The sequence below is a fragment of the Neobacillus niacini genome (assembly GCF_023715785.1).
GTDB classification, from domain to species: Bacteria; Bacillota; Bacilli; order Bacillales; family Cytobacillaceae; genus Neobacillus; species Neobacillus niacini_E.
This window is the reverse complement of the sequence record NZ_JAMBOX010000004.1, coordinates 126767-149657: the sequence shown is the minus strand read 5'-3', so window position 1 is coordinate 149657 and position 22891 is coordinate 126767. Positions and strand designations below refer to the sequence as shown.

Here is a 22891-nt window from a genome sequence, read left to right as displayed (position 1 = left end):
CAACTCTAGTAACCTCATATGATTTACTAGAATCCTGAGTGTGAGGTGGAACCATGAAAACAAAAACGTCGGGAACTTTTATAATGGTCCAGGGGACAACAGTACTGAAGCTAATGACAGCCATTTTTATATTTATGCTTTCCATTTTTTCCATCAGCGGGCTATTAACCTCGTTAAAGCCACAATATCGGCTATCATCCGCATCTGTCAATCAAGCAGCAACAAAGGTCAACGGTGAATTGCTGTATCAATTGATGGGCTGGGAGAACCACCATTTCTTGAAGGCAAAGCCGGATTTTACCTTCCCGACCATGACCAATCTAATTTTTAAGCTGTCCAGCAATATTAATCTGGATGATCCCCGCAGTTTACTAGGCAGGGAACTTCCCGGGTTTTATGAGTTTGATGGAAAAATTCTGGTTGCCGGTGAGGGGACAAACTATACGAATATGCCGATTGAATCCTCGCCGCCGCTTGAAATCATGCAGGCAGAGCGAGAGGCTGCCTTGCAGAACCTGGAGGGCCTGGATCAACCGGCGGATCAAAATCCGTCACCTGCACCCAATCAGACAACCGGGGACCGTAAAGTTGTCTATGTTTACTTTACGCATAATCGGGAATCCTATTTACCATACTTGAAGGGTGTAACGAATCCTAATCTGGCCTATCATTCGCAAATTAATGTCACCAATATCGGGGACCAGTTAAAGGCCAGCCTAGAGCAGAGGGGAATCGGAACCCATGTAGATAAAACCGATGTTCAAGGGAATTTAAATAAAAAGGGGTTAACATACCCTAAATCATATCAGGAATCGCGTGAAGTGGTCCAGGCAGCAATGGCTTCCAATCGTGATTTGCACTATTTCTTTGATATTCACAGAGATTCAAAACGAAAAAATGATACAACCATTTCGATTAACGGTCAGGCTTATGCAAAACTTGCATTTGTCATCGGCGGGAAAAATCCGAATTATGAAAAAAACGCTGAACTGGCTAGAGAATTACACAAATTATTAGAGAAAAAATATAAGGGATTAAGCAGGGGAGTAATGGTTAAGCCAGCCGGATCTGGAAATGCAGTTTACAATCAAAACCTCTCGGAGAATGCCATTTTAATTGAATTTGGCGGCGTTGACAATACGTTCGAGGAATTGAACCGTTCTGCAGATGCGCTTGCCGATGTATTCAGCGAATTTTACTGGCAGGCGGAACAGGTAAACAAAGACGTGGAGCAATCATCAGATAATCAATAGAAGTTAGGTGGATACCCATGAAGATGTTCATGCTAAAAAGCATTGTAATTGCAGCGCTGATGTTTATCGCGGTGTTAACCGGGATGGAATTGGCGAATAACGGCATCCATAAAATGAAGGGATACGATGACCCCAACTTTCAAAATGCGGTATCCATCAATGAAAATGGCCAACAATTGAATGCGACTTTTTTAGGCGATGAAATCACTAGCCACGATCTTGAAGCGAAAAAGAAGAAGTTGGAAGAAATCAGTGCCTATAATTTCTTTTCCTCGATGGGGAAGAAAATGTCTGAAGGGTTAACGACTGCTTCGGAAAAATTGATAGAACTGATAACAGATTAAAAACTGGGCGGTACCAAAAAGGTGCCGCCTTTCGAAATTGTCTAGCTTCAGCGCCTAGCCCCTCGAGGACATAAGTCAATCCGTCATGAAGGTTAAAAAGCAACCTTCCTGCCGGCTCGCCTTATGCTTGTCGGGGCTGAACAAGGCGCTTCCGCTTTTCGATTTTAATTGAATCTTGTTTTTCCTACTGTTATAATCAAAAATAGTTTTACGTGCGTGGACGTAAGTCTAGTAGGAGTGAACGACATGAACAGAGAAGAAAGATTGAAACGGCAATCGAAGATTAGGAACTTTTCGATCATTGCCCACATTGACCATGGAAAATCAACATTGGCCGACCGGATCCTTGAAAAAACCAATGCCTTATCATCCCGTGAAATGAAAGAGCAGCTTTTGGATTCAATGGATCTAGAAAGAGAGCGCGGCATAACGATAAAGTTAAACGCTGTCCAATTAACCTATAAAGCAAAAGACGGGGAAGAATATATTTTTCATTTAATCGACACGCCGGGACACGTCGATTTTACTTACGAGGTATCCCGAAGCCTTGCTGCTTGTGAAGGAGCGGTTTTGGTGGTCGATGCTGCGCAGGGGATCGAGGCACAGACGCTGGCGAATGTCTATCTTGCACTTGATAACGACCTTGAAATCTTGCCAGTTATCAATAAGATTGACCTGCCAAGCGCTGACCCTGAACGTGTGCGTAATGAAATTGAAGATGTAATCGGTTTAGATGCTTCGGAAGCTGTATTAGCTTCTGCGAAAGCGGGAATCGGGATTGAAGACATTCTTGAACAGGTGGTAGAGAAAGTTCCTGCACCACAAGGCGATCCTGAAGCACCATTAAAAGCGTTGATTTTCGATTCCTTATATGATGCCTATCGCGGTGTGGTTGCGTACATTCGTGTCGTTGAAGGCACCGTTAAAGCGGGCGATAAAATAAAAATGATGGCGACAGGAGCGGAATTTGAAGTAACTGAAGTTGGAGTTTTTACGCCAAAAGCTACCCTTCGTGATGAATTATCAGTTGGTGATGTCGGCTTTCTTACCGCTGCCATTAAAAATGTCGGAGATACCCGTGTCGGTGATACGATTACGAATGCAAAAAACGGTGCTACAGAGCCGCTGCCAGGCTATCGGAAACTAAACCCGATGGTTTATTGTGGGCTATATCCGATTGATACCGCAAAATTTAACGACCTGCGGGAAGCACTTGAAAAGCTGCAATTAAATGACTCCGCCTTGCAATTTGAACCAGAGACCTCACAAGCATTAGGCTTCGGGTTCCGCTGTGGCTTTTTAGGTCTGCTTCATATGGAAATTATTCAGGAGCGGATTGAGCGGGAGTTTAAGATTGATTTAATTACGACGGCACCAAGCGTTATTTATCATGTGCATATGACAGATGACACACAAATTAATGTCGATAACCCTTCCAATATGCCGGACCCGCAAAAAATTGACCGGGTAGAAGAGCCATATGTCAAGGCAACCATGATGTCGCCGAATGATTATGTTGGAGCGATTATGGAACTTTGCCAGCAAAAGCGTGGAATTTTCATTGATATGCAGTATCTCGATGAAAATCGTGTCAGCATTATTTATGAGATCCCATTAGCGGAAATTGTCTATGATTTCTTTGATCAATTGAAATCAAGTACAAGAGGTTACGCTTCATTTGATTACGAATTAATCGGTTATAAACCATCAAAATTGGTTAAAATGGATATTTTATTGAATGCGGAAAAAGTTGACGCATTAAGCTTCATTGTCCATAGAGATTTCGCTTATGAACGTGGAAAAATCATTGTTGAAAAACTAAAGGATCTCATTCCGAGGCAGCAATTTGAGGTTCCAATTCAAGCAACGATCGGCACAAAAATTGTCGCCCGTTCATCAATTAAAGCAATGCGGAAAAACGTTCTGGCCAAATGTTATGGCGGTGATATTTCCCGTAAACGCAAATTGCTTGAGAAGCAAAAAGAAGGTAAAAAGCGGATGAAACAAGTCGGTTCCGTTGAGGTACCACAAGAAGCTTTCATGGCCGTGTTAAAAATGGACGATAACAATACAAAAAAACAGTAACAGGACTGGAGGTTAGGGAAGCTGAAACAATGGCAGACCCTGCCTCTTTTTGTTACAAGTAAAAGCAGGTGTAACGGATGATTAAAGCGGCATATCTTCATATTCCTTTTTGTGAGCATATTTGCCATTATTGCGATTTTAATAAGGTGTTTTTAAAAGGTCAGCCTGTTGATGAGTACTTACAGGCAATGCAACAAGAAATGAAACAGACACTTCAGCGCTATCCAACAACCGAATTGGAAACAATTTTTGTCGGTGGCGGCACTCCTACTTCTTTAGATGAAAAGCAGCTTTACAGTTTTTGTGAAAGTATTAATCGCCAACTGCCGCAATCAGAAAATCTGGAATTTACGTTTGAGGCCAACCCCGGTGATTTATCAAAGGATAAATTACAAATATTAAAGGAGGCAGGAGTAAACCGCTTGAGCCTCGGCGTCCAAACCTTCAATGACAAGCTGTTGGAAAAAATCGGCCGCGTCCACCGGGCAAAGGATGTTTTTAAGACAATTGAATTGGCAAAGTCCGTCGGATTCAAAAATATCAGCATTGATCTGATTTATAGCTTGCCAACTCAAACTTTGGAGGATTTCAAACAAACAGTAACTACTGCCTTTTCGTTAGATATTCAACATTTTTCGGCGTATTCCTTAATCATAGAGCCAAAAACGGTTTTTTATAACCTGATGAAAAAAGGCAAGCTTCCGACACCTGGAGAGGATATCGAGGCGCAAATGTATGAACTGGTGATGGAAGAGATGGAAAAACGCGGCTTTCACCAATATGAAATCAGCAATTTTTCTATCCCTGGATATGAAAGCAGGCATAACCTGACGTATTGGAATAATGAACATTATTATGGCTTTGGTGCGGGCGCACATAGCTATTTGAATGGGTTTAGGCGCTCAAATATCGCTCCGGTGAAAAAATACATCGACCGGATTACCGGTGGGGAACTGCCAGTCCTTGAAGTAAATTCCGTATCAACGGCAGAACAAATGGAAGAGGAGATGTTCCTGGGTTTGCGTAAGACGGACGGAGTTTCCGTTAAACACTTTATTGAAAAATTTGCACAAGACCCAGGCGAAATCTTTAAGAACGAAATAACAGACTTAGTCACCAAAGGATTGCTGGAACTGGAAGGAGACCGAATCCGCCTGACGAAAAGGGGCCGACTTTTGGGGAATGAAGTTTTTCAAGCATTTTTAGGGGTATCTAATTGACACCATCCCCTCTTATTTGATAATTTATTAATATAATTAGCACTCGTTTAAAGTGAGTGCTAACAGAGGTGATGAATGTTGTTAACAGATCGTCAATTGTTGATTCTTCAGGTTATTGTTGATGACTTTATTCGATCTGCGCAACCAGTCGGCTCAAGAAGCTTGTCGAAAAAAGAGGAAATATCATTAAGCTCGGCAACCATTCGTAATGAAATGGCCGATTTGGAAGAGATGGGGTTTATTGAAAAACCCCATACCTCTTCAGGACGTGTTCCATCGGAAAAAGGTTATCGATATTATGTAGACCATTTACTCTCGCCTCAAGTGTTGAATAACCAGGATATCTCGATTATTCAATCTATTTTTGCAGAGAAGATTTTTGAATTTGAAACAATCATTCAGCGCTCTGCAAAGATTTTATCTGAGATGACAAATTATACGTCAATCGTTCTTGGTCCAGCTGTAAACGTGAATAAATTAAAGAAAATCCAAATTATCCCGTTGAATAAAGAAACAGCTGTCGCCATTCTTGTCACGGATACCGGTCATGTTGAAAACCGGACAGTTTCTTTACCAGCTTCAATGGATGCGGGTGATTTGGAAAAGACGGTTAACATTTTGAACGACCGTCTGTCTGGAGCGCCGCTTAGCGAACTGCATGATAAAATTTATAAAGAAGTGGCGATGCTGCTTAAACAGCATATTCATAACTATGATTTCATGCTGCACAATATTGCGGAGACCTTTAAAGTGCCGATCAGCGAGAAGCTTTTCTTCGCTGGGAAGACCAATATGTTAACCTTGCCGGAATTCCATGACATCGACAAGGTGCGCAATCTTTTTATGATGATTGACCAGGAAGAATGGATTTCCAACTTGATCAGAAGCAAATCGGCAGGAATAAACGTAAAGATTGGCAGTGAAAATGAAAATAGCGTGATGGAAGACTGCAGTTTGATTACCGCTACCTATTCTGCAGGAACGGAAAAGCTGGGAACGATCGCCATTTTAGGTCCCACTAGAATGGAATATTCTCGGGTAATCAGTTTATTGCAATTGTTAAGCAGGGATTTAACATCGGTTTTAACTAGGCTGTATCATTTAAAATAGAGCCGGTCATATTGATAAGGGTGAAATTTCTATTTCACCCTATTACCGTGAAAGAAAATAACTTATCAATTTTTTCCTTTAAGGGAGGTGAGTAAGTTGACGAAAGAAAAAAACTCCGCAGTGAATACTGAGGCAGAAGAAATTGTCAATAAAAATGGTGAACTTACTGAGGAAACAGCATCAAACGAAGGAATGTCCATCGACCAAGCCATTGAAGTTGAGGCTGAACAAAGCGATGCGACAGATGCTGCGACTGAAGAACTACAAAAAGAAATCCAACTGTTGCAGGGCAAGCTTGAAGAGGCTGAAAATAAATATTTGCGCCTGCATGCCGACTTTGATAATTTCCGCCGCCGTACCCGTTTAGACCAGGAAGCGGCAGAAAAATATAGAGCGCAGAAATTGGTGACCGATTTGCTGCCAGTCCTCGATAACTTTGAAAGAGCGCTTGTGATGGAGGCTGACAATGAACAAACAAAGGCATTGCTTCAAGGAGTGGAAATGGTTTATCGCAGCCTGTTGGAAGCTTTGAAAAAGGAAGGCGTAGAACCAATTGAGGCAGTAGGCAAAGAATTTGATCCACAGTTCCATCATGCCGTCATGCAAGGTGAGGATGAAAACTTTGGCCCTGGAGCAGTGATCCAGGAGTTCCAAAAAGGGTATTTATTAAAGGATCGGGTCATCAGACCATCAATGGTAAAAGTAAACCAATAAGGTTACATAATGTAGTAGGGAGGAAAAAGGAATGAGCAAAATTATTGGTATTGACCTTGGTACAACCAACTCCTGTGTGGCTGTACTTGAAGGCGGCGAACCTAAAGTAATTCCAAATCCGGAAGGTAACCGGACCACACCTTCTGTTGTGGCATTTAAAAATGGCGAGCGCCAAGTTGGAGAAGTGGCTAAGCGCCAGGCAATTACAAATCCAAATACGATTATGTCTGTTAAGCGTCATATGGGTACAACCCACAAAGAAGAGGTTGAGGGTAAACAATATACTCCCCAAGAAATTTCAGCGATTATTCTTCAATATTTAAAATCGTATGCTGAGGATTATTTGGGAGAATCTGTAACAAAAGCAGTCATTACGGTACCTGCTTACTTTAACGATGCGGAACGTCAGGCCACAAAAGATGCTGGTAAAATCGCCGGTCTTGAAGTGGAACGGATTATTAACGAGCCGACTGCTGCAGCACTTGCCTACGGTTTGGATAAAACCGACCAAGATCAAACAATCCTTGTTTATGACCTTGGCGGCGGTACATTTGACGTTTCCATTCTTGAACTTGGCGACGGTGTATTTGAAGTAAAGTCAACTGCAGGTGACAATCGTCTTGGCGGTGATGATTTTGACCAAGTCATTATTGATTATCTTGTTGACCAATTCAAAAAAGAAAATGGCATCGATTTAGCTCAAGATAAAATGGCTCTTCAGCGTCTGAAGGATGCGGCTGAAAAAGCGAAAAAAGACCTATCAGGCGTCAGCTCAACGCAGGTTTCCCTGCCATTTATTACAGCAGGCCCTGCTGGTCCGCTTCATATGGAGGTAAGCTTATCCAGAGCTAAATTTGATGAATTAACGGCTCATCTTGTTGAACGCACAATGGGACCTGTCCGCCAGGCACTGAGCGATGCCGGCATGACTTCTGCTGATCTTGATAAGGTTATTCTTGTCGGGGGTTCAACGCGGATTCCTGCTGTTCAAGAAGCGATTAAAAAGGCAACCGGCAAGGAGCCGCACCGCGGTGTTAACCCTGATGAAGTAGTGGCAATGGGAGCTGCGATTCAAGGCGGTGTTATCACTGGTGATGTTAAGGATGTTGTCCTGCTTGACGTAACCCCATTATCACTGGGAATTGAAACAATGGGCGGCGTATTTACGAAGTTAATTGACCGTAATACCACCATTCCAACATCTAAATCGCAAGTGTTCTCAACTGCAGCAGATAACCAAACTGCCGTTGATATCCATGTGCTTCAAGGCGAACGTCCAATGGCCGCAAACAACAAAACATTGGGCCGCTTCCAGTTAACCGATATCCCGCCAGCACCTCGCGGAATTCCGCAAATCGAGGTAACATTTGATATCGATAAAAACGGGATTGTCAATGTCCGTGCGAAGGATCTCGGTACAAACAAAGAACAGCAAATTACGATTAAATCTTCTACTGGTCTATCAGAAGAGGAAATCCAAAAGATGGTCAGAGAAGCAGAACTCAATGCTGAAGCTGATAAACAGCGTAAAGAAGAAGTTGAGCTTCGCAACGAAGCTGATCAGCTTGTCTTTACTACTGAAAAAACATTAAAAGACCTTGAAGGCAAAGTCGATGCTTCAGAAGTGGCAAAGGCAAACGAGGCAAAAGATGCTTTGAAGCAGGCAATCGAGAAAAATGACCTGAATGAAATCCGCACGAAGAAAGATGCTTTGCAGGAAATCGTTCAAGCTTTAACCGTTAAGCTTTATGAACAAGCCGCGCAACAATCACAAGCGCAGCAAGGCAACCAAGATGCTGGCGGTTCTGCCAAACACGATGACAATGTCGTCGATGCAGAATTTGAGGAAGTTAAAGACGATAAATAATTTCTAAATAGGTAATCGATGAAAAAGTCAAAGTCAGGCTAAAGGCTTTGGCTTTTTCATTGCTATCCCCCCCTATGGGTGTTAGAATAATCTTTATGTGAAAGATTCGGGAGTGGTAATCATGAGTAAACGGGATTACTATGAGGTGCTGGGGGTAAGCAAAAGCGCCTCAAAGGATGAAATTAAAAAGGCTTATCGCAAACTATCTAAACAATATCATCCAGATATTAATAAAGAGCCGGATGCGGCGGATAAATTTAAAGAAATCGCGGAAGCTTATGAAGTATTAAGCGATGACCAAAAAAAGGCGCATTATGATCAGTTCGGCCATGCCGATCCGAATCAAGGCTTTGGCGGTTTTGGCGGTGGTGGAGATTTTGGCGGCTTTGGCGGTTTTGAGGATATTTTCAATACCTTCTTCGGTGGCGGAGGAGGAGGTTCCCGGCGTAGGGATCCAAACGCTCCAAGACAAGGTGCAGACCTGCAATACACAATGACCCTTTCTTTCGAGGAAGCGGCGTTTGGCAAGGAGACTGATATTGAAATTCCGCGTGAGGAAACTTGTGAAACATGCCATGGATCCGGAGCCAAACCTGGAACGAAGCCTGAAACCTGTAAGCATTGCCAAGGGTCCGGCCAAGTAAGCGTCGAGCAGAATACGCCATTTGGCAGAATTGTGAACCGCAGAACATGCCATCACTGTAATGGAACAGGCAAGGATATTAAACACAAGTGTTCAACCTGTGGCGGGGCGGGCAAAGTGAAGAAACGCAAGAAAATTCATGTCAAAATTCCTGCCGGGATTGACGATGGGCAGCAGTTGCGCATGGCTGGACAAGGAGAAGCAGGCGTTAACGGCGGCCCTGCAGGAGACTTATATGTAGTTTTCCATGTCCGCGAGCATGAGTTTTTCGAAAGAGATGGCGATGACATTTATTGCGAGATGCCATTAACATTTGTCCAGGCCGCACTGGGAGATGAAATTGAGGTACCTACGCTGCATGGAAAAGTGAAACTTAAAATTCCAGCCGGAACACAGACGGGAACAAGATTCCGTTTAAAAGGCAAAGGGGTGCCAAATGTCCGCGGCTATGGTGTTGGGGACCAACATATTCAGGTTCGGATTATTACACCGACAAAGCTAAGCGACAAACAAAAGCAGCTACTGCGTGAATTCGCCGACATCAGCGGTTCAACACCGCTTGGTGAACACGAGGAGAGTTTTTTCTCAAAAGTAAAGCGCGCCTTTAAGGGCGAATAAGGATTGGGGCTGGCAAAATGAAGTGGTCCGAGATAAGTATCCATACAACGAATGAAGCGATTGAACCTATATCACATATACTGCACGAAGCCGGAGCGAGCGGTGTAGTGATTGAAGATCCATTTGAGTTGACAAAAGAAAGAGAAGATCAATTCGGTGAAATCTACCAGCTCAATCCGGATGATTATCCCGTGGAAGGTGTTATCGTTAAAGCCTATCTGCCGGTTAATAGTTTCTTGGGTGAAACGGTAGAAGCTATAAAAGAATCAATCAATAACCTCATCCTTTATGATATAGATGTAGGCTTAAACACCGTCACAATCAGCGAGGTAAATGAGGAAGAGTGGGCTACCGCCTGGAAGAAATATTATAATCCGGTTAAAATTTCCAATCGCTTTACGATTGTACCAACATGGGAAATCTATGAGCCTGTCAGCAGTGATGAATTAATCATTGAATTAGACCCGGGCATGGCTTTTGGAACTGGGACACACCCTACCACGGTGATGTGTATCCAAGCCCTTGAGAGAACGGTGAAACAAGGGGACAAAGTCATCGATGTCGGAACCGGGTCTGGCGTTTTAAGCATTGCTGCTGCCATGCTCGGGGCAAAAGAAATCCAGGCATTTGATTTGGATGAGGTCGCCGTAACCCAGGCGAAATTAAATATAAAGTTAAATAAAGTCAGTAATATTGTGACTGTATCCCAAAATAACCTTCTTGATAATGTGGAGGGAGGGGCTGCAGACGTTATTGTCGCAAATATTTTAGCCGAAGTCATCGTGAGATTTACCGATGATGCAGCTCGGGTTGTTAAACCAGGTGGATTCTTTATTACTTCCGGCATTATTCAACCGAAGAAAGACTTGGTTAAAGAAGCATTAATTGCTTCCGGTTTCGAAATTGTCGAAACAATCTTAATGGAAGATTGGGTTGCGATTATTTCTAAACGGTTATAATGATAGAGGCTTAAGGGGGGATAATTGGTCCCCTTTTTATTTTTTGCTTTCAATGTTTTCCTATCTCTAGTAAAATAAAGCGTAAAACGTTTAAGAGAGGGTGCAATTTTATGCAACGCTACTTTGTCCAACATCGGGCAAGCAATGGCTGTTTTTTCATCGAAGCCGAGGACCGTCACCATATTATTAAGGTTATGCGGATGGTGGTTGGTGATCAAATCATTTGTGTCGGTCCTGATGGAAAACAGGCCGTGTGCAAACTTGCAGAAATTACCGATGAAAGTGTTGTTGCTGAGGTTGTACAATGGAAAGAAGAGAATCCTGAATTGCCGATATCTGTGACCATCGCCAGCGGTCTTCCGAAAGGCGACAAGCTGGAATGGATTATTCAAAAGGGAACCGAGCTGGGAGCCCGAGAATTTATTCCGTTTGCCGGGGTCCGGTCGGTAGTCAAATGGGATGACAAGAAAGCGGCGAAAAAAATAGACAGATGGCAAAAAATTGCCAAAGAAGCCGCCGAACAGTCCCATCGGACGAGAATTCCCGATGTAAAAGCACCAGCAAGTTTTAAACAATTGCTTGCACTCGGCAAAGAGTTTGATTATAAATTGGCAGCTTTTGAAGAGGAAAGCAGGAACGGGGAAGCTTCCGCTTTTTCGGCCGTCCTAAAGCAAATGAAACAAGGTGAATCACTATTGCTAGTGTTTGGCCCTGAAGGCGGCCTGGCTGAAGCAGAGGTCGAACAGCTGCAGAACAATGGTTTTACCTTATGCGGCTTGGGTCCGCGCATTTTAAGAACGGAAACGGCACCGTTATACACACTGGCCGCCATTTCCTATCATTTTGAATTACTGAGGTGAGAAAAACAATGCCAACAGTTGCGTTTCATACATTAGGCTGCAAAGTGAACCACTATGAAACAGAAGCCATCTGGCAGTTGTTTAAGCAAGAGGGCTACGAGAGGGTGGACTTTGAATCCATTTCTGATGTATATATTATTAATACTTGTACTGTAACAAATACCGGCGATAAAAAAAGCCGCCAGGTGATTAGACGGGCTGTCCGGAAAAATCCGGATGCTGTCATTTGCGTAACTGGCTGTTATGCGCAGACTTCTCCTGCCGAAATTATGGCCATCCCTGGCGTTGATGTTGTTGTCGGGACACAAGACCGTATCAAAATGCTTGACTATATCGAGCAATATAAGCAAGAGCGCCAGCCAATTAATGGTGTCGGTAATATTATGAAAAACCGCGTTTACGAAGAACTTGATGTTCCTTCATTTACCGACAGAACTCGTGCCTCATTAAAAATCCAAGAAGGCTGCAACAACTTTTGTACCTTCTGTATCATTCCATGGGCACGTGGTTTAATGAGATCGCGTGATCCGAAGGAAGTCATCCGCCAGGCACAGCAATTGGTCGATGCAGGCTATCAGGAAATCGTCTTGACCGGGATTCATACAGGCGGCTACGGCGAGGATATGAAGGATTACAATCTTGCCATGCTGCTGCGTGATTTAGAAGCCCAAGTTAAGGGACTGGAGAGACTGCGCATTTCTTCGATTGAAGCAAGCCAAATCACCGATGAGGTCATTGATGTTATCAATCATTCCAATATTGTTGTGCGTCATCTTCATATTCCGATTCAGTCCGGTTCCAATACGGTTTTAAAGAGAATGCGCCGAAAATATACGATGGAATTTTTCGCAGAGCGCCTAGAGCGTTTGAAGGAAGTGCTTCCAGGCCTTGCGGTTACCTCCGACGTTATTGTAGGCTTCCCTGGTGAAACCGAGGAAGAATTTATGGAGACCTATAATTTTATTAATGAGCATAAGTTTTCCGAGCTCCACGTGTTCCCTTATTCGAAACGGACCGGCACTCCAGCGGCAAGAATGGATGACCAAGTGGATGAAGACGTTAAAAATGAGCGCGTACACCGCCTCATTACTCTCTCAGATCAATTGGCCAAGGAGTACGCTTCAAAGTTTGAAGGCGAAGTTCTTGAGGTCATTCCTGAAGAAGAATTCAAAGAATCGGAAACTCCTGGTCTGTATGTGGGCTACACAGATAATTACCTGAAGGTTGTGTTCCCAGCGTCTGGGGACATGGTTGGAAAAATCGTAAAAGTTAAAATCACCAAGGCGGGCTATCCGTACAACGAAGGCCAGTTTGTCCGGGTTGTTGAGGATACAGCGGCTGTTAAACAAGAAGTATTTACAAAAGAAGAAGCAGCGATTTAATTAAAAGGGTGCCACGTAACTATGTGGCGCCCTTATTTCGTTATTGGGTCCTTCGGTTGCGGTCATGGATAAACAAAATCATCTCGCCAAATTTTACGGCGAAAGGCAGGACCAGAAGTGAGGAAACGACATTAAATATAACGCTGATGTGTGCAAGCTGCACCTCTTTTCGTGCCGCCAAGAGCGGTGCATTCTCGGTCAGAAACGGAATTAGTGGTACAAATAACAGGACGCCGAATACGTTCAGCCAGACATGGGCGTAGGCTGCCAGTTTTGACTCTTTTCCTCCGCCAAACGAAGCAATCAAGGCGGTGATGCAAGTACCGATATTGGCCCCAAACACAATCGCAATCCCTGCATCCAATTGCAGCAGCCCTGCGGTCAAGAAGCCCATCGCAATCCCTGTCATCGCCGTGCTCGATTGAATGACCGAGGTAATGAACATCCCCGTCAACAAGCTCAACAAAATATTGTCATTAATCGAGAGGATAAATTGATGGATGACATTCATCGATGTTAACGGTTGGGCAAGCATTTCAAAACCTTTCATTGCTGTAAAAACAGAGGCAATCCCAAAAAGGAGCATCCCGATACTTCTTGCCTTCTTGTTGGGAAATAAAATGAGCGAAGCGCCAATAATTGCAAAAGGTACCAAGACTGCATCTATATTAAAGGTAATTAATTCCGTTTTAAAAGTAGTGCCGATATTGGTGCCTAGAATAATGCCGATTGATTGAGGAAAAGTCATAATTCTGGCAGAGATCAGCCCGATTGTTATCACCATTACAGCAGAACTGCTTTGCAAAAGAGCGGTAATAAGCGTCCCGGTAACCATTCCCTTTAACGGCGTACTGGTTAGCTTAATCAGCCATGTTTTCAATTTATTAGCGGATAAATTGAATAACCCAAACCTGATAATCGTCATTCCAAAAAGAAATAATAAAATGCAAAGAACAAATAATAATATGTACAGCATGTCTTAGGCCCCCCTGCAATCATTGTATGGCCTGATAGAATAGGACATGTCACATTCAATCAAAAATAACAGGATTGTGCATAAAAACTGAGTACAAAGTTCTAAGGATTGTGAAATACAGTTGACCTTGTATCAAGGTTATATTATAATTGCAAGGTACATGGATTGATGTAAGTGTGTTGTGTTTCGGAGGGAGGGAAAGAGGATGTCTAAAACCGTCGTTCGTAAAAACGAATCGCTTGAAGATGCTCTTCGTCGCTTCAAACGTTCTGTATCAAAAACTGGTACTTTGCAAGAGGCAAGAAAGCGCGAATTCTACGAAAAGCCAAGTGTAAAACGTAAGAAAAAGTCTGAAGCAGCTAGAAAACGTAAATTTTAAGAGGGTGTAATAAATGAGTCTTCTTGAGCGTTTAAATAATGACATGAAACAAGCGATGAAAAGTAAGGAAAAAGACAAACTCTCTGTCATTCGGATGATCAAAGCTTCCATGCAGAATGAAGCCATTAAGCTTGGCGTCAAGGAACTTTCCGAAGCGGATGAGTTAACAGTCCTTTCTCGCGAATTAAAACAACGCAAAGACTCCCTCCATGAGTTTGATAAAGCCGGTCGTGAAGACTTGGTTGAAAAGTTGCGTACAGAATTGACAATTGTTGAACAGTACATGCCGGAGCAGCTTTCTGAAGAGGAACTATCAGACATAGTGAAACAAACGATTGCTGAGGTCGGTGCAACTTCAAAAGCGGAAATGGGAAAAGTGATGTCTGCGATTATGCCAAAAGTTAAGGGCAAGGCAGATGGTTCACTTGTTAATAAATTTGTACAACAACACCTTTCATAGTATTCTGACACCTAAGATCGCGGGCAGCTTTGCCTGCGGTCTTTTAATTTACTGGATGAAACCTTTACAGGTCTCATCCGTAATACATAATACCGACCAAGAAAGGAGGGCCATTCATTGATTGAATTTCTAATTAATCCGATTGTTGTAACCGTTTTATTGTCAATTGCCGGTGTAGGTATTGTGCTGGAGTTGTTTTCGCCAAAATTCGGTCTTGCAGGCTTCATAGGTATAGGAGCATTGCTATTATTCTTTTATGGACATTTTCAGGCAGGTCTGGCTGGCTTTGGAACACTGGCATTATTTATTTCCGGGATACTCCTGATTTTCTTTGAATTTTTTCTCCCGGGGGCAGTTGCGGGAACACTTGGGTTCGCAGCCCTGATCTTAAGTTTTTTTATGGCGGGGGAAGACACCCTGCAAATGGGCGTTTCTATTTTGATTGCCATTTTAATCTCAATTGTTGTTTTCTTTATGATGATCAAGATTTGGGGGAAGAAACTGCTTCTTTTTAATAAAATGGTTTTATTTGATGTTGCCAAAAAAGAAGATGGCTATGTATCAAATGTAAATCGTACTGACCTATTGGGGAAAGAGGGCAAAGCACTAACGGTGTTGCGTCCATCGGGTACAGCTATCATTAAGAATGAACGAGTAGATGTGGTCAGCGAAGGAGATTTTATAGAAAAGGACACCAGAATAATAGTGATAAAGGTAGAGGGGCCGCGTATTGTGGTCAGAGAAGTAAACAAATAAGGAGGTTTTAATAAATGTTAGAAAGCGGAACCATTTTTATTTTGGCAGTTGTTGTCGTAGCATTAATTCTATTTGGTATATTATTGTCGTTTGTGCCGGTCATGCTGTGGATTTCGGCGCTTGCCGCAGGTGTAAGAATCAGCATTTTTACCTTAATCGGCATGAGGCTGCGAAGGGTTATTCCGGGCAGGGTTGTCAATCCGCTGATTAAAGCCCATAAAGCAGGATTAAAAGTAACGATCAACCAATTGGAAAGCCACTATCTTGCCGGTGGTAATGTGGACCGTGTCGTAAATGCATTGATTGCGGCGCACCGTGCCAACATTGAATTATCGTTCGAACGCTGTGCCGCCATCGACTTGGCCGGCCGCGACGTATTGGAAGCAGTTCAGATGAGTGTTAATCCAAAGGTTATTGAAACCCCGTTTATCGCCGGTGTGGCGATGAACGGGATTGAGGTCAAGGCGAAAGCGAGAATCACCGTTCGTGCCAATATCGATCGTCTTGTCGGTGGGGCCGGCGAAGAAACCGTAGTCGCCCGTGTTGGTGAAGGGGTTGTCTCTACCATTGGTTCATCAGACAGCCATAGCAAGGTGTTGGAGAATCCTGATCTCATTTCTCAAACCGTACTGGCAAAAGGATTGGATGCAGGGACGGCTTTTGAAATCTTATCAATCGATATCGCCGATGTTGATATTGGCAAGAACATTGGTGCCGAATTGCAGACTGAGCAGGCTGAAGCAGACAAGAAAATAGCCCAGGCAAAGGCCGAAGAACGCCGGGCTATGGCGGTGGCCCAGGAGCAGGAGATGAAAGCAAGGGTACAGGAAATGAGAGCAAAGGTAGTCGAGGCGGAGGCAATGGTACCACTGGCCATGGCGGAGGCCCTTAAATCAGGAAATATCGGCGTGATGGATTATATGAACTTTAAAAACATCTCCGCGGATACGGATATGAGAGGCTCTATCGGTAAAATGACAGGCGAGAAAAAGGACGGACAATAATCGAAAGAAGGGAGCGGTGAAGCATGGAAACACTGCTGTTCCTGATCATAATCGGGATTATTTCCACGATTTTCGGAAAGGGCAAAGGCAAGAATAATAAACCATTCCAAACGGGCAAACCGTTCACTGCCAATACCTTTGACGATTTAAAAAAGATTTTTCAAACTGAATGGCCAAATGAAACTGGAACTGAGTTAAAGGAAGTTATTGAAAAGGATAACTTCCCCAATAAGCATCAAAAGGCTAAACAAGAAATGGCCGACAGTCCAGCCAATCGGGCAAACCCGCAGCAAGTCGAAATGCCGCAAAGCAGAATTAATGACACTATCAAATATGCTGAAGAGGAACAGCCCGTTCGTTCCGAAAAACCCAATCCGGACACACTGATCAATGGAATCATTTGGGCTGAAATTCTGGGAGAGCCCCGTTCCAAAAAGCCTTACCTTGCAAAAAAAAGATAGGTATACACGGCCATTTCAATAGGTTCAAAATCGAAAAATATGTGCTAGAACCTCTGCTCATTTCATAAACATGAGATGAAAGGGGGTTCTTTTTTTATGGCAAAAAAATGGGGCCAGCGCATACGGAACTGGATGGCGAGCAATATGGATCTTCCTCAAGATGTCATAATGGATTTGCCCCGTATTACAATGATCGGACAAATCCACATCTACATCGAGAACCACCGCGGCTTGCTGGCGTTTACAGATAAAGAACTCCGTCTCCTGTTAAAACAAGGCCAATTATTAATAAAAGGAAATTCATTTGTTATCAAAACAATTTTACCTGAAGAGATTTTGCTCGAAGGAAAAATTGATGAGGTTTTATATTTAACTGAAAATCCGGGAGGAACGAAATGAAGAATCAGTGGTTGGAATTTTTATTTGGCTTTGTCACTGTAAAGGTAACCGGTAAAGGCATTGAGCGGTTTATCAATGTCCTGACCCGGAACGGTTTTTTTATTTGGCGGGTAAGACGGCATGGAACGGAGACAATCACCTTCAAAATGAGACTGGAAGAAGCGAAAAAAATCAGGCCCTATGTCCGCAATAGCGGGTGCAGAGTTTCCTTTTTGAGAAGGAACGGATTCCCCTTTTTATTGCGGAGAATGATGAAAAACAGCGGTTTTATGGTGGGGGCAGGGGTTTTTCTTCTGATCATCTTTTTATTGTCAAATGTGATTTGGGGAATCGAGATTAAGGGGGCAAAGCCTGCAACAGAATATAAAATCCGGCAGGAATTGGACAAGATGGGCGTTAAAATTGGCAAACTACAATTTTTTGTGAAAAATGTGGAAGGAATCCAACGGGGGTTAACCAATAGTATTGGTGAACTTACGTGGGTTGGTGTGGAATTAAACGGGACAACCTATCATCTACAGGTTGTCGAAAAGAATGAACCAAAAGCACCGGAAGTATTGGCACCACAAAATTTAATCGCAAAAAAGAAAGCAATTATCGTGAAAACTTTTGTTGAGGAAGGACAAAAAATGGTCGACACAAATGACCATGTTGAAGAGGGGCAATTGCTGGTATCAGGTGAAATCGGACAAGAGGGCAAAAATCCCAGGCAGGTTGCCGCGAAGGGCGAAATTTGGGGAGAAACTTGGTATAAGAGTCATGTGGAACTTCCATTTAAAACGAACTTTAAAACATATACCGGAAATGAAGAAGTGAAGCATTTCCTTTCCTTTGGAAAAGTTGAATTGCCATTTTGGGGATTTGGCAAAACTGAATTTAAGGAGTATGAAACGGAAAAGAATATATATAAGCTTCATTTTTTAAAATGGGAACTTCCCATCGCTTATATAAATAAAACAATCCGCGAGAGCGAAGTGCTCCCTCGTACCTATACAGAGAAGGAAGCGGAAGAAAATGCATTGGAATTGGCGAGAAAAGAAATAAAAAGCCAATTGGATGAGGATGCTATCTTTAAAGACGAAAAAATTTTACACAAGACAGTTGAAAATGGTAAAGTTATACTTGACATCCATTTTAAGATGATTGAAAACATAGCAGTCGGACAACCTATTCCCAAGGAGACTAATGAATGACAGAAAAGTTAACAACGATTAAAGTGCAGCTGGAAACCCCGGCAGAGGCCATCGCCCTATTGGGAAATGCTGATCAAAACTTGAAGATCATTGAAGAAGAGCTTGATGTTTCACTCATTACAAGAGGCGAATCCGTTAGCCTCAGTGGTGACGAAGACAGCGTCATCATGGCAGGTCAAATTGTCGACAAGCTAATGGCAGTAATCCGCAAGGGGATTAATATTAGCCAGAGAGATGTACTCTATGCGGTGCAAATGGCGCAAAAAGGCACTTTAGATTATTTTGAAAACTTGTATGATGAAGAAATTGGAAAAAATGTTAAAGGGAAAACGATTCGCGTCAAAACTCTTGGCCAGCGCCATTACATTCATGCCATAAAAAAGAATGATCTTGTCTTTGGCATCGGACCTGCCGGAACAGGCAAGACATATCTTGCGGTCGTGATGGCTGTCAATGCCCTCAAAAATGGCCAGGTAAATAAAATCATTTTGACAAGACCGGCTGTTGAGGCTGGTGAAAGCCTGGGGTTTTTGCCTGGTGATCTAAAGGAAAAGGTCGACCCATATTTAAGGCCGTTGTATGATGCACTCCATGATGTATTGGGTGCGGAACACACCGGCAGGCTGATTGAACGCGGGACGATTGAAATTGCGCCGCTGGCGTATATGCGGGGGCGAACCCTTGATGATGCTTTTGCGATTTTGGATGAGGCGCAAAATACGACCCATGCGCAAATGAAAATGTTTTTGACCAGACTTGGATTTGGCTCCAAAATGGTCATTACGGGGGACCGGACCCAAATCGATTTGCCGAAAGGGGCAAAATCCGGACTGGTTGAGGCGGAAGCCATTTTACGGGACGTTAATGGCATCTCATTTGTATTCCTGGAGCAAACTGATGTTGTCCGTCATCCGCTTGTCGGCCGAATTATTGAGGCGTACGAAAAGAAACCAAGTCTTTAACTGAACGAATGTAGGCTTTGGGATAAACCAAATTTAAAGGTTTATCCCATTTTCATTTCATAAATTATGGAGGGTTCCGTCAATTGAGGATGAAACTTCAAGAAAAAACTGTTATCATTTTACATAAAGCAGCCTTGCTGTAAAATACATAAGTTGTTGAAGCATGGAATTTCAGAGGCCTTGGTTGGAGGGATATTGTTTGGAGATACTGCATCAGTACTTCTTACGGATACGAAAACTGCTGGATATTACGTTTTTTCGCATACTTTTCTTTATTGTTTTAGGGTTGGTATTGTTTGCGGTCATGTTTAATAATGTCAAACCGGAAAAATTGGACATTGATATGTTCTCCATTGCCGAAAAAACGATTCGCTCCCCGGCGACAGTTGAAGATAAAAAAAGCACGGAGAGGAAACGGAAGGAAGCACGCGATCAAGTACAGCCTGTTTATACTTTGAAAAATGAATATACGCAGAACCGTGTCGACTTAATTACTTCTATTTTTAAAGCCGCTGCGGAAGTAAATGATGAAGTAAAAGAGACTATGAAGAAACAAGAAGCGGCTGCGACTGAGGAACAACCCGCACCCGTGGAACCGTCCTCTGCGGAAAAGGTTACTTTGCTTAAGGGCAAATTGACAACCACTGTCACAAAGCAGCTGTCCGATCAGGTTTTTACAAGCTTAATTCTCTCCGCCAATGAAGAGCTTTCGATTGCCAAGGATTTGACGGTTACGGCGATAAACAATGTCATGACTAAACGAATTCCGGCTGACGAGGTGGAAAACGCCAAAAAAAGAGTCGAGGAAGAATTAAGATATACGACACTGAATGACAGCCTAAAAGCGGCAGCGATTGAACTTGGAAGATATGCGGTCATTCAAAACGAATTTTATGATCCGTCAGCAACGGAAGAGCTGCGCCAGCAGGCAGCGGAAAGTGTTGATCCGGTGAAAATCCTTCAGGGACAGGTGATTGTCGATGAAGGTGAGCTTATCAATCAGGAAATATTTCACCAGCTTCAGCTTGTCGGTTTACTGAAAACGGAAAAATCATTTAAACCTTTTGTGGGATTGATCATGTTGATTGTGACCATCCTGTCTGCTGTCTACTTTTATTTTTATGAAATGAAGGCAGAGCCAGAAAAGCGGCAAACGTTCTTATTGCTGTTTGGTTTTATTTTCAGTTTATCAATCCTTATAATGAAGCTGATTAGCATGCTGCAAATTTTTAATTTTTCGGGGATTGGCTATCTTGTCCCTGCCGCATTGAGCGGAATCCTAATTAAGATTTTAATCGATGAGAGGCTGGCAATTTTATCTTCGATTATTTTGGCTGTGTGTGGGAGCATCCTGTTTAATGAAGGTGTTTCCGGAACGTTAAATTATTCGGAGGGAATTTATATTCTCTTTAGTTCATTGGCGGGGATTTTGTTTTTGAGCAGCCAAAACCAGCGGACCAATATATTGCGCGCTGGCTTATTCACCGGATTTGTGAACCTAATGACGCTATTGGCGTTAATGTTTTTGCCTAACGGGCAGTTTTCCGGGCTAGAATATGGTTATTATTTTGTCACCGCCCTTGTTTCCGGGATCAGCTCAGCGGTGCTGGCGATGGGATTACTGCCATTTTTCGAGGCCAGCTTTGGCATTCTATCAACAATGAGGCTGATTGAACTGTCTAATCCCAATCATCCGCTGCTACGAAAAATCTTGATGGAAGCACCGGGAACCTATCATCATAGTGTCATGGTCGCAAATTTATCTGAGTCTGCTTGTGAAGCAATTGGGGCAAACGGTCTGTTGGCAAGAGTTGGGAGTTATTACCATGATATTGGAAAAACGCGGCGTCCGAACTTTTTTATCGAAAACCAGATGCATCGTGACAATCCGCATGACCGCTTGCCGCCGGATAAAAGCGCCAGCATTATCATTGCCCATGTCATTGATGGGTCCGCCATCTTAAGAAAACACCACATGCCGAAGGAAATCGTTGAAATAGCCGAACAGCATCATGGAACGTCTTTATTGAAGTTTTTTTATCATAAGGCAGTGCAAAATAATCCCGACACGCAAGAGGAGGATTTTCGTTATCCCGGTCCAAAAGCACAATCAAAGGAATCCGCTGTGGTCGGAATTGCGGATAGTGTAGAGGCGGCAGTCCGTTCCCTTTCCCAACCTACCCCGGAAGCCATTGAATCGCTCGTCCGAAAAATTGTTACGGACAGGCTTCAAGATGGGCAGTTAAATGAATGTGATTTAACATTAAAAGAAATTGAAATGGTAACCCATTCTTTATGTGAAACGCTTAAGGGAATCTTCCACTCCCGGATTGAATATCCCGAACTTACAAAGAAGGTGAAGCAAGCATGACATTACTAATTGACAGCCTTGACGAAACGAATCTGCTATCAGACCAACAAATCCTTGACGTGGAACGGTTGGTGAATTTTGCAGCAGGAAAACTTGAGGTTGAACAGCATAGCGAAGTATCAATAACTTTTGTTACAAATGACCGGATCCAGGAGATAAATCGTGATTATCGGGATAAGGATGCACCGACCGATGTCATCTCGTTTGCCATGGAAGAGCTTGGCGAGGGCGAGGTGGAGCTTATTGGTGGCGACATGCCCCGCATTCTGGGAGATATCATTATCTCGATACAAAGGGCTGAGGAGCAGGCTCAGGAATATGGGCACTCATTTGAGCGGGAATTAGGTTTTTTAGCCGTTCATGGATTTTTGCACCTAATGGGTTATGACCATATGAACGAGGAAGACGAGAAGGAAATGTTCACATTGCAAAGGGAAATATTGAATGATTATGGACTCACTCGATAAACAAAAATCCAGACCAGTCTGGCACTCCTTTTCCTATGCAATTGCTGGCATTGTGACTGCTGTAAAACAGGAACGAAATATGCGAATACACTTGGCCGGTTCGGTGGTTGTACTGTCTGTCTCGATCTATTTCTCGATTTCCGCTATCGAGTGGTTATTTATTCTGTTTGCCATCTGCGGCATGTTTGCCCTAGAAATGGTAAATACGGCGATAGAGCGCATTGTCGACCTTGCGTCACCGGAATTTCATCCGCTGGCGAAACAGGCAAAGGATATCGCAGCAGGCGCGGTTTTTGTGTATGCTTGTTTATCGGTGATTATTGGAATCATCATTTTTTCTCCATATATCCTGAAGCTTCTAAATATTGTTTGAAAGAAAAATTTCAGTAATTGAATTTGAAATGGTTG

The 22891-nt window shown here is 43.1% G+C and carries 23 protein-coding genes; 22 read left to right on the top strand and 1 reads right to left on the bottom strand.

All coding sequences use genetic code 11. From position 1 onward, the window contains the following. The first annotated feature begins 53 nt into the window (after positions 1-53). From spoIIP to mtaB, 11 genes are all read left to right on the top strand, one after another. Positions 54-1253 (top strand): stage II sporulation protein P, encoded by a 1200-nt coding sequence (spoIIP, locus tag M3234_RS10320; RefSeq protein WP_262304638.1) that lies wholly within the window; start codon positions 54-56, stop codon positions 1251-1253. A 17-nt stretch (positions 1254-1270) separates the two neighbouring features. Continuing rightward, positions 1271-1597, top strand: a complete 327-nt coding sequence (locus M3234_RS10315) for a YqxA family protein (RefSeq protein WP_262304637.1) — start codon at positions 1271-1273, stop codon at positions 1595-1597. A gap of 246 nt (positions 1598-1843) precedes the next feature. Next, complete coding sequence (lepA, locus tag M3234_RS10310; protein ID WP_262304636.1) at positions 1844-3682, top strand: translation elongation factor 4; 1839 nt, start codon at positions 1844-1846, stop codon at positions 3680-3682. A 77-nt stretch (positions 3683-3759) separates the two neighbouring features. Further along, a complete protein-coding gene (gene hemW / locus M3234_RS10305; protein ID WP_262304635.1) occupies positions 3760-4902 on the top strand; it encodes a radical SAM family heme chaperone HemW in 1143 nt (380 codons plus the stop codon). Between the two features lie 78 nt (positions 4903-4980). After that, positions 4981-6012, top strand: a complete 1032-nt coding sequence (hrcA, locus tag M3234_RS10300) for a heat-inducible transcriptional repressor HrcA (protein ID WP_262304776.1) — start codon at positions 4981-4983, stop codon at positions 6010-6012. 96 nt (positions 6013-6108) lie between these two features. Continuing rightward, complete coding sequence (grpE, locus tag M3234_RS10295; RefSeq protein WP_285858374.1) at positions 6109-6726, top strand: nucleotide exchange factor GrpE; 618 nt, start codon at positions 6109-6111, stop codon at positions 6724-6726. Between the two features lie 31 nt (positions 6727-6757). Then, positions 6758-8593 (top strand): molecular chaperone DnaK, encoded by a 1836-nt coding sequence (dnaK, locus tag M3234_RS10290; protein ID WP_262304634.1) that lies wholly within the window; start codon positions 6758-6760, stop codon positions 8591-8593. Between the two features lie 121 nt (positions 8594-8714). Then, the gene (dnaJ, locus tag M3234_RS10285; protein ID WP_262304633.1) at positions 8715-9854 is read left to right on the top strand and encodes a molecular chaperone DnaJ; all 1140 of its coding nucleotides are present in this window, start codon (positions 8715-8717) and stop codon (positions 9852-9854) included. Positions 9855-9871: 17 nt separating this feature from the next. Continuing rightward, positions 9872-10813 carry a 50S ribosomal protein L11 methyltransferase gene (prmA, locus tag M3234_RS10280; RefSeq protein ID WP_262304632.1) on the top strand — a complete coding sequence of 314 codons (942 nt, stop codon included), beginning with the start codon at positions 9872-9874 and terminating at the stop codon, positions 10811-10813. Positions 10814-10923: 110 nt separating this feature from the next. After that, complete coding sequence (locus M3234_RS10275) at positions 10924-11673, top strand: 16S rRNA (uracil(1498)-N(3))-methyltransferase (RefSeq protein ID WP_262304631.1); 750 nt, start codon at positions 10924-10926, stop codon at positions 11671-11673. Between the two features lie 8 nt (positions 11674-11681). Further along, positions 11682-13055 carry a tRNA (N(6)-L-threonylcarbamoyladenosine(37)-C(2))-methylthiotransferase MtaB gene (mtaB, locus tag M3234_RS10270; RefSeq protein ID WP_262304630.1) on the top strand — a complete coding sequence of 458 codons (1374 nt, stop codon included), beginning with the start codon at positions 11682-11684 and terminating at the stop codon, positions 13053-13055. Between the two features lie 40 nt (positions 13056-13095). Here mtaB and M3234_RS10265 read toward each other — a convergent pair whose 3' ends face one another. Beyond that, positions 13096-14031 (bottom strand): Na/Pi symporter, encoded by a 936-nt coding sequence (locus M3234_RS10265; protein ID WP_262304629.1) that lies wholly within the window; start codon positions 14029-14031, stop codon positions 13096-13098. Positions 14032-14236: 205 nt separating this feature from the next. Between M3234_RS10265 and rpsU the strand changes: the two genes are divergently transcribed. The 11 genes from rpsU to M3234_RS10210 all read left to right on the top strand — a co-directional run bounded on the left by rpsU (position 14237) and on the right by M3234_RS10210 (position 22856). Then, positions 14237-14410 (top strand): 30S ribosomal protein S21, encoded by a 174-nt coding sequence (gene rpsU, locus M3234_RS10260; RefSeq protein WP_003152957.1) that lies wholly within the window; start codon positions 14237-14239, stop codon positions 14408-14410. A 13-nt stretch (positions 14411-14423) separates the two neighbouring features. Then, the gene (locus tag M3234_RS10255; protein ID WP_262304628.1) at positions 14424-14870 is read left to right on the top strand and encodes a GatB/YqeY domain-containing protein; all 447 of its coding nucleotides are present in this window, start codon (positions 14424-14426) and stop codon (positions 14868-14870) included. Between the two features lie 117 nt (positions 14871-14987). Then, positions 14988-15626, top strand: coding sequence for an NfeD family protein (locus tag M3234_RS10250; protein WP_262304627.1), 639 nt, complete (start codon positions 14988-14990; stop codon positions 15624-15626). Between the two features lie 14 nt (positions 15627-15640). Continuing rightward, a complete protein-coding gene (gene floA / locus M3234_RS10245; protein WP_262304626.1) occupies positions 15641-16630 on the top strand; it encodes a flotillin-like protein FloA in 990 nt (329 codons plus the stop codon). A gap of 23 nt (positions 16631-16653) precedes the next feature. After that, positions 16654-17091: a hypothetical protein gene (locus M3234_RS10240; RefSeq protein WP_262304625.1), complete on the top strand. Its 438-nt coding sequence runs from the start codon at positions 16654-16656 to the stop codon at positions 17089-17091. A gap of 96 nt (positions 17092-17187) precedes the next feature. Next, a complete protein-coding gene (gene yqfC, locus M3234_RS10235; RefSeq protein WP_262304624.1) occupies positions 17188-17490 on the top strand; it encodes a sporulation protein YqfC in 303 nt (100 codons plus the stop codon). Beyond that, positions 17487-18683: a sporulation protein YqfD gene (gene yqfD, locus M3234_RS10230; protein ID WP_262304623.1), complete on the top strand. Its 1197-nt coding sequence runs from the start codon at positions 17487-17489 to the stop codon at positions 18681-18683. Before yqfC ends, yqfD begins: the two co-directional genes overlap by 4 nt. Then, the gene (locus M3234_RS10225; RefSeq protein WP_262304622.1) at positions 18680-19645 is read left to right on the top strand and encodes a PhoH family protein; all 966 of its coding nucleotides are present in this window, start codon (positions 18680-18682) and stop codon (positions 19643-19645) included. Before yqfD ends, M3234_RS10225 begins: the two co-directional genes overlap by 4 nt. A gap of 199 nt (positions 19646-19844) precedes the next feature. Continuing rightward, positions 19845-22016 (top strand): HD family phosphohydrolase, encoded by a 2172-nt coding sequence (locus M3234_RS10220; protein ID WP_262304621.1) that lies wholly within the window; start codon positions 19845-19847, stop codon positions 22014-22016. Beyond that, a complete protein-coding gene (gene ybeY, locus M3234_RS10215; protein WP_262304620.1) occupies positions 22013-22483 on the top strand; it encodes an rRNA maturation RNase YbeY in 471 nt (156 codons plus the stop codon). The genes M3234_RS10220 and ybeY overlap by 4 nt, the downstream gene beginning before the upstream one ends. Continuing rightward, positions 22461-22856: a diacylglycerol kinase family protein gene (locus M3234_RS10210; RefSeq protein ID WP_396953944.1), complete on the top strand. Its 396-nt coding sequence runs from the start codon at positions 22461-22463 to the stop codon at positions 22854-22856. The genes ybeY and M3234_RS10210 overlap by 23 nt, the downstream gene beginning before the upstream one ends. Positions 22857-22891 lie beyond the last annotated feature (35 nt).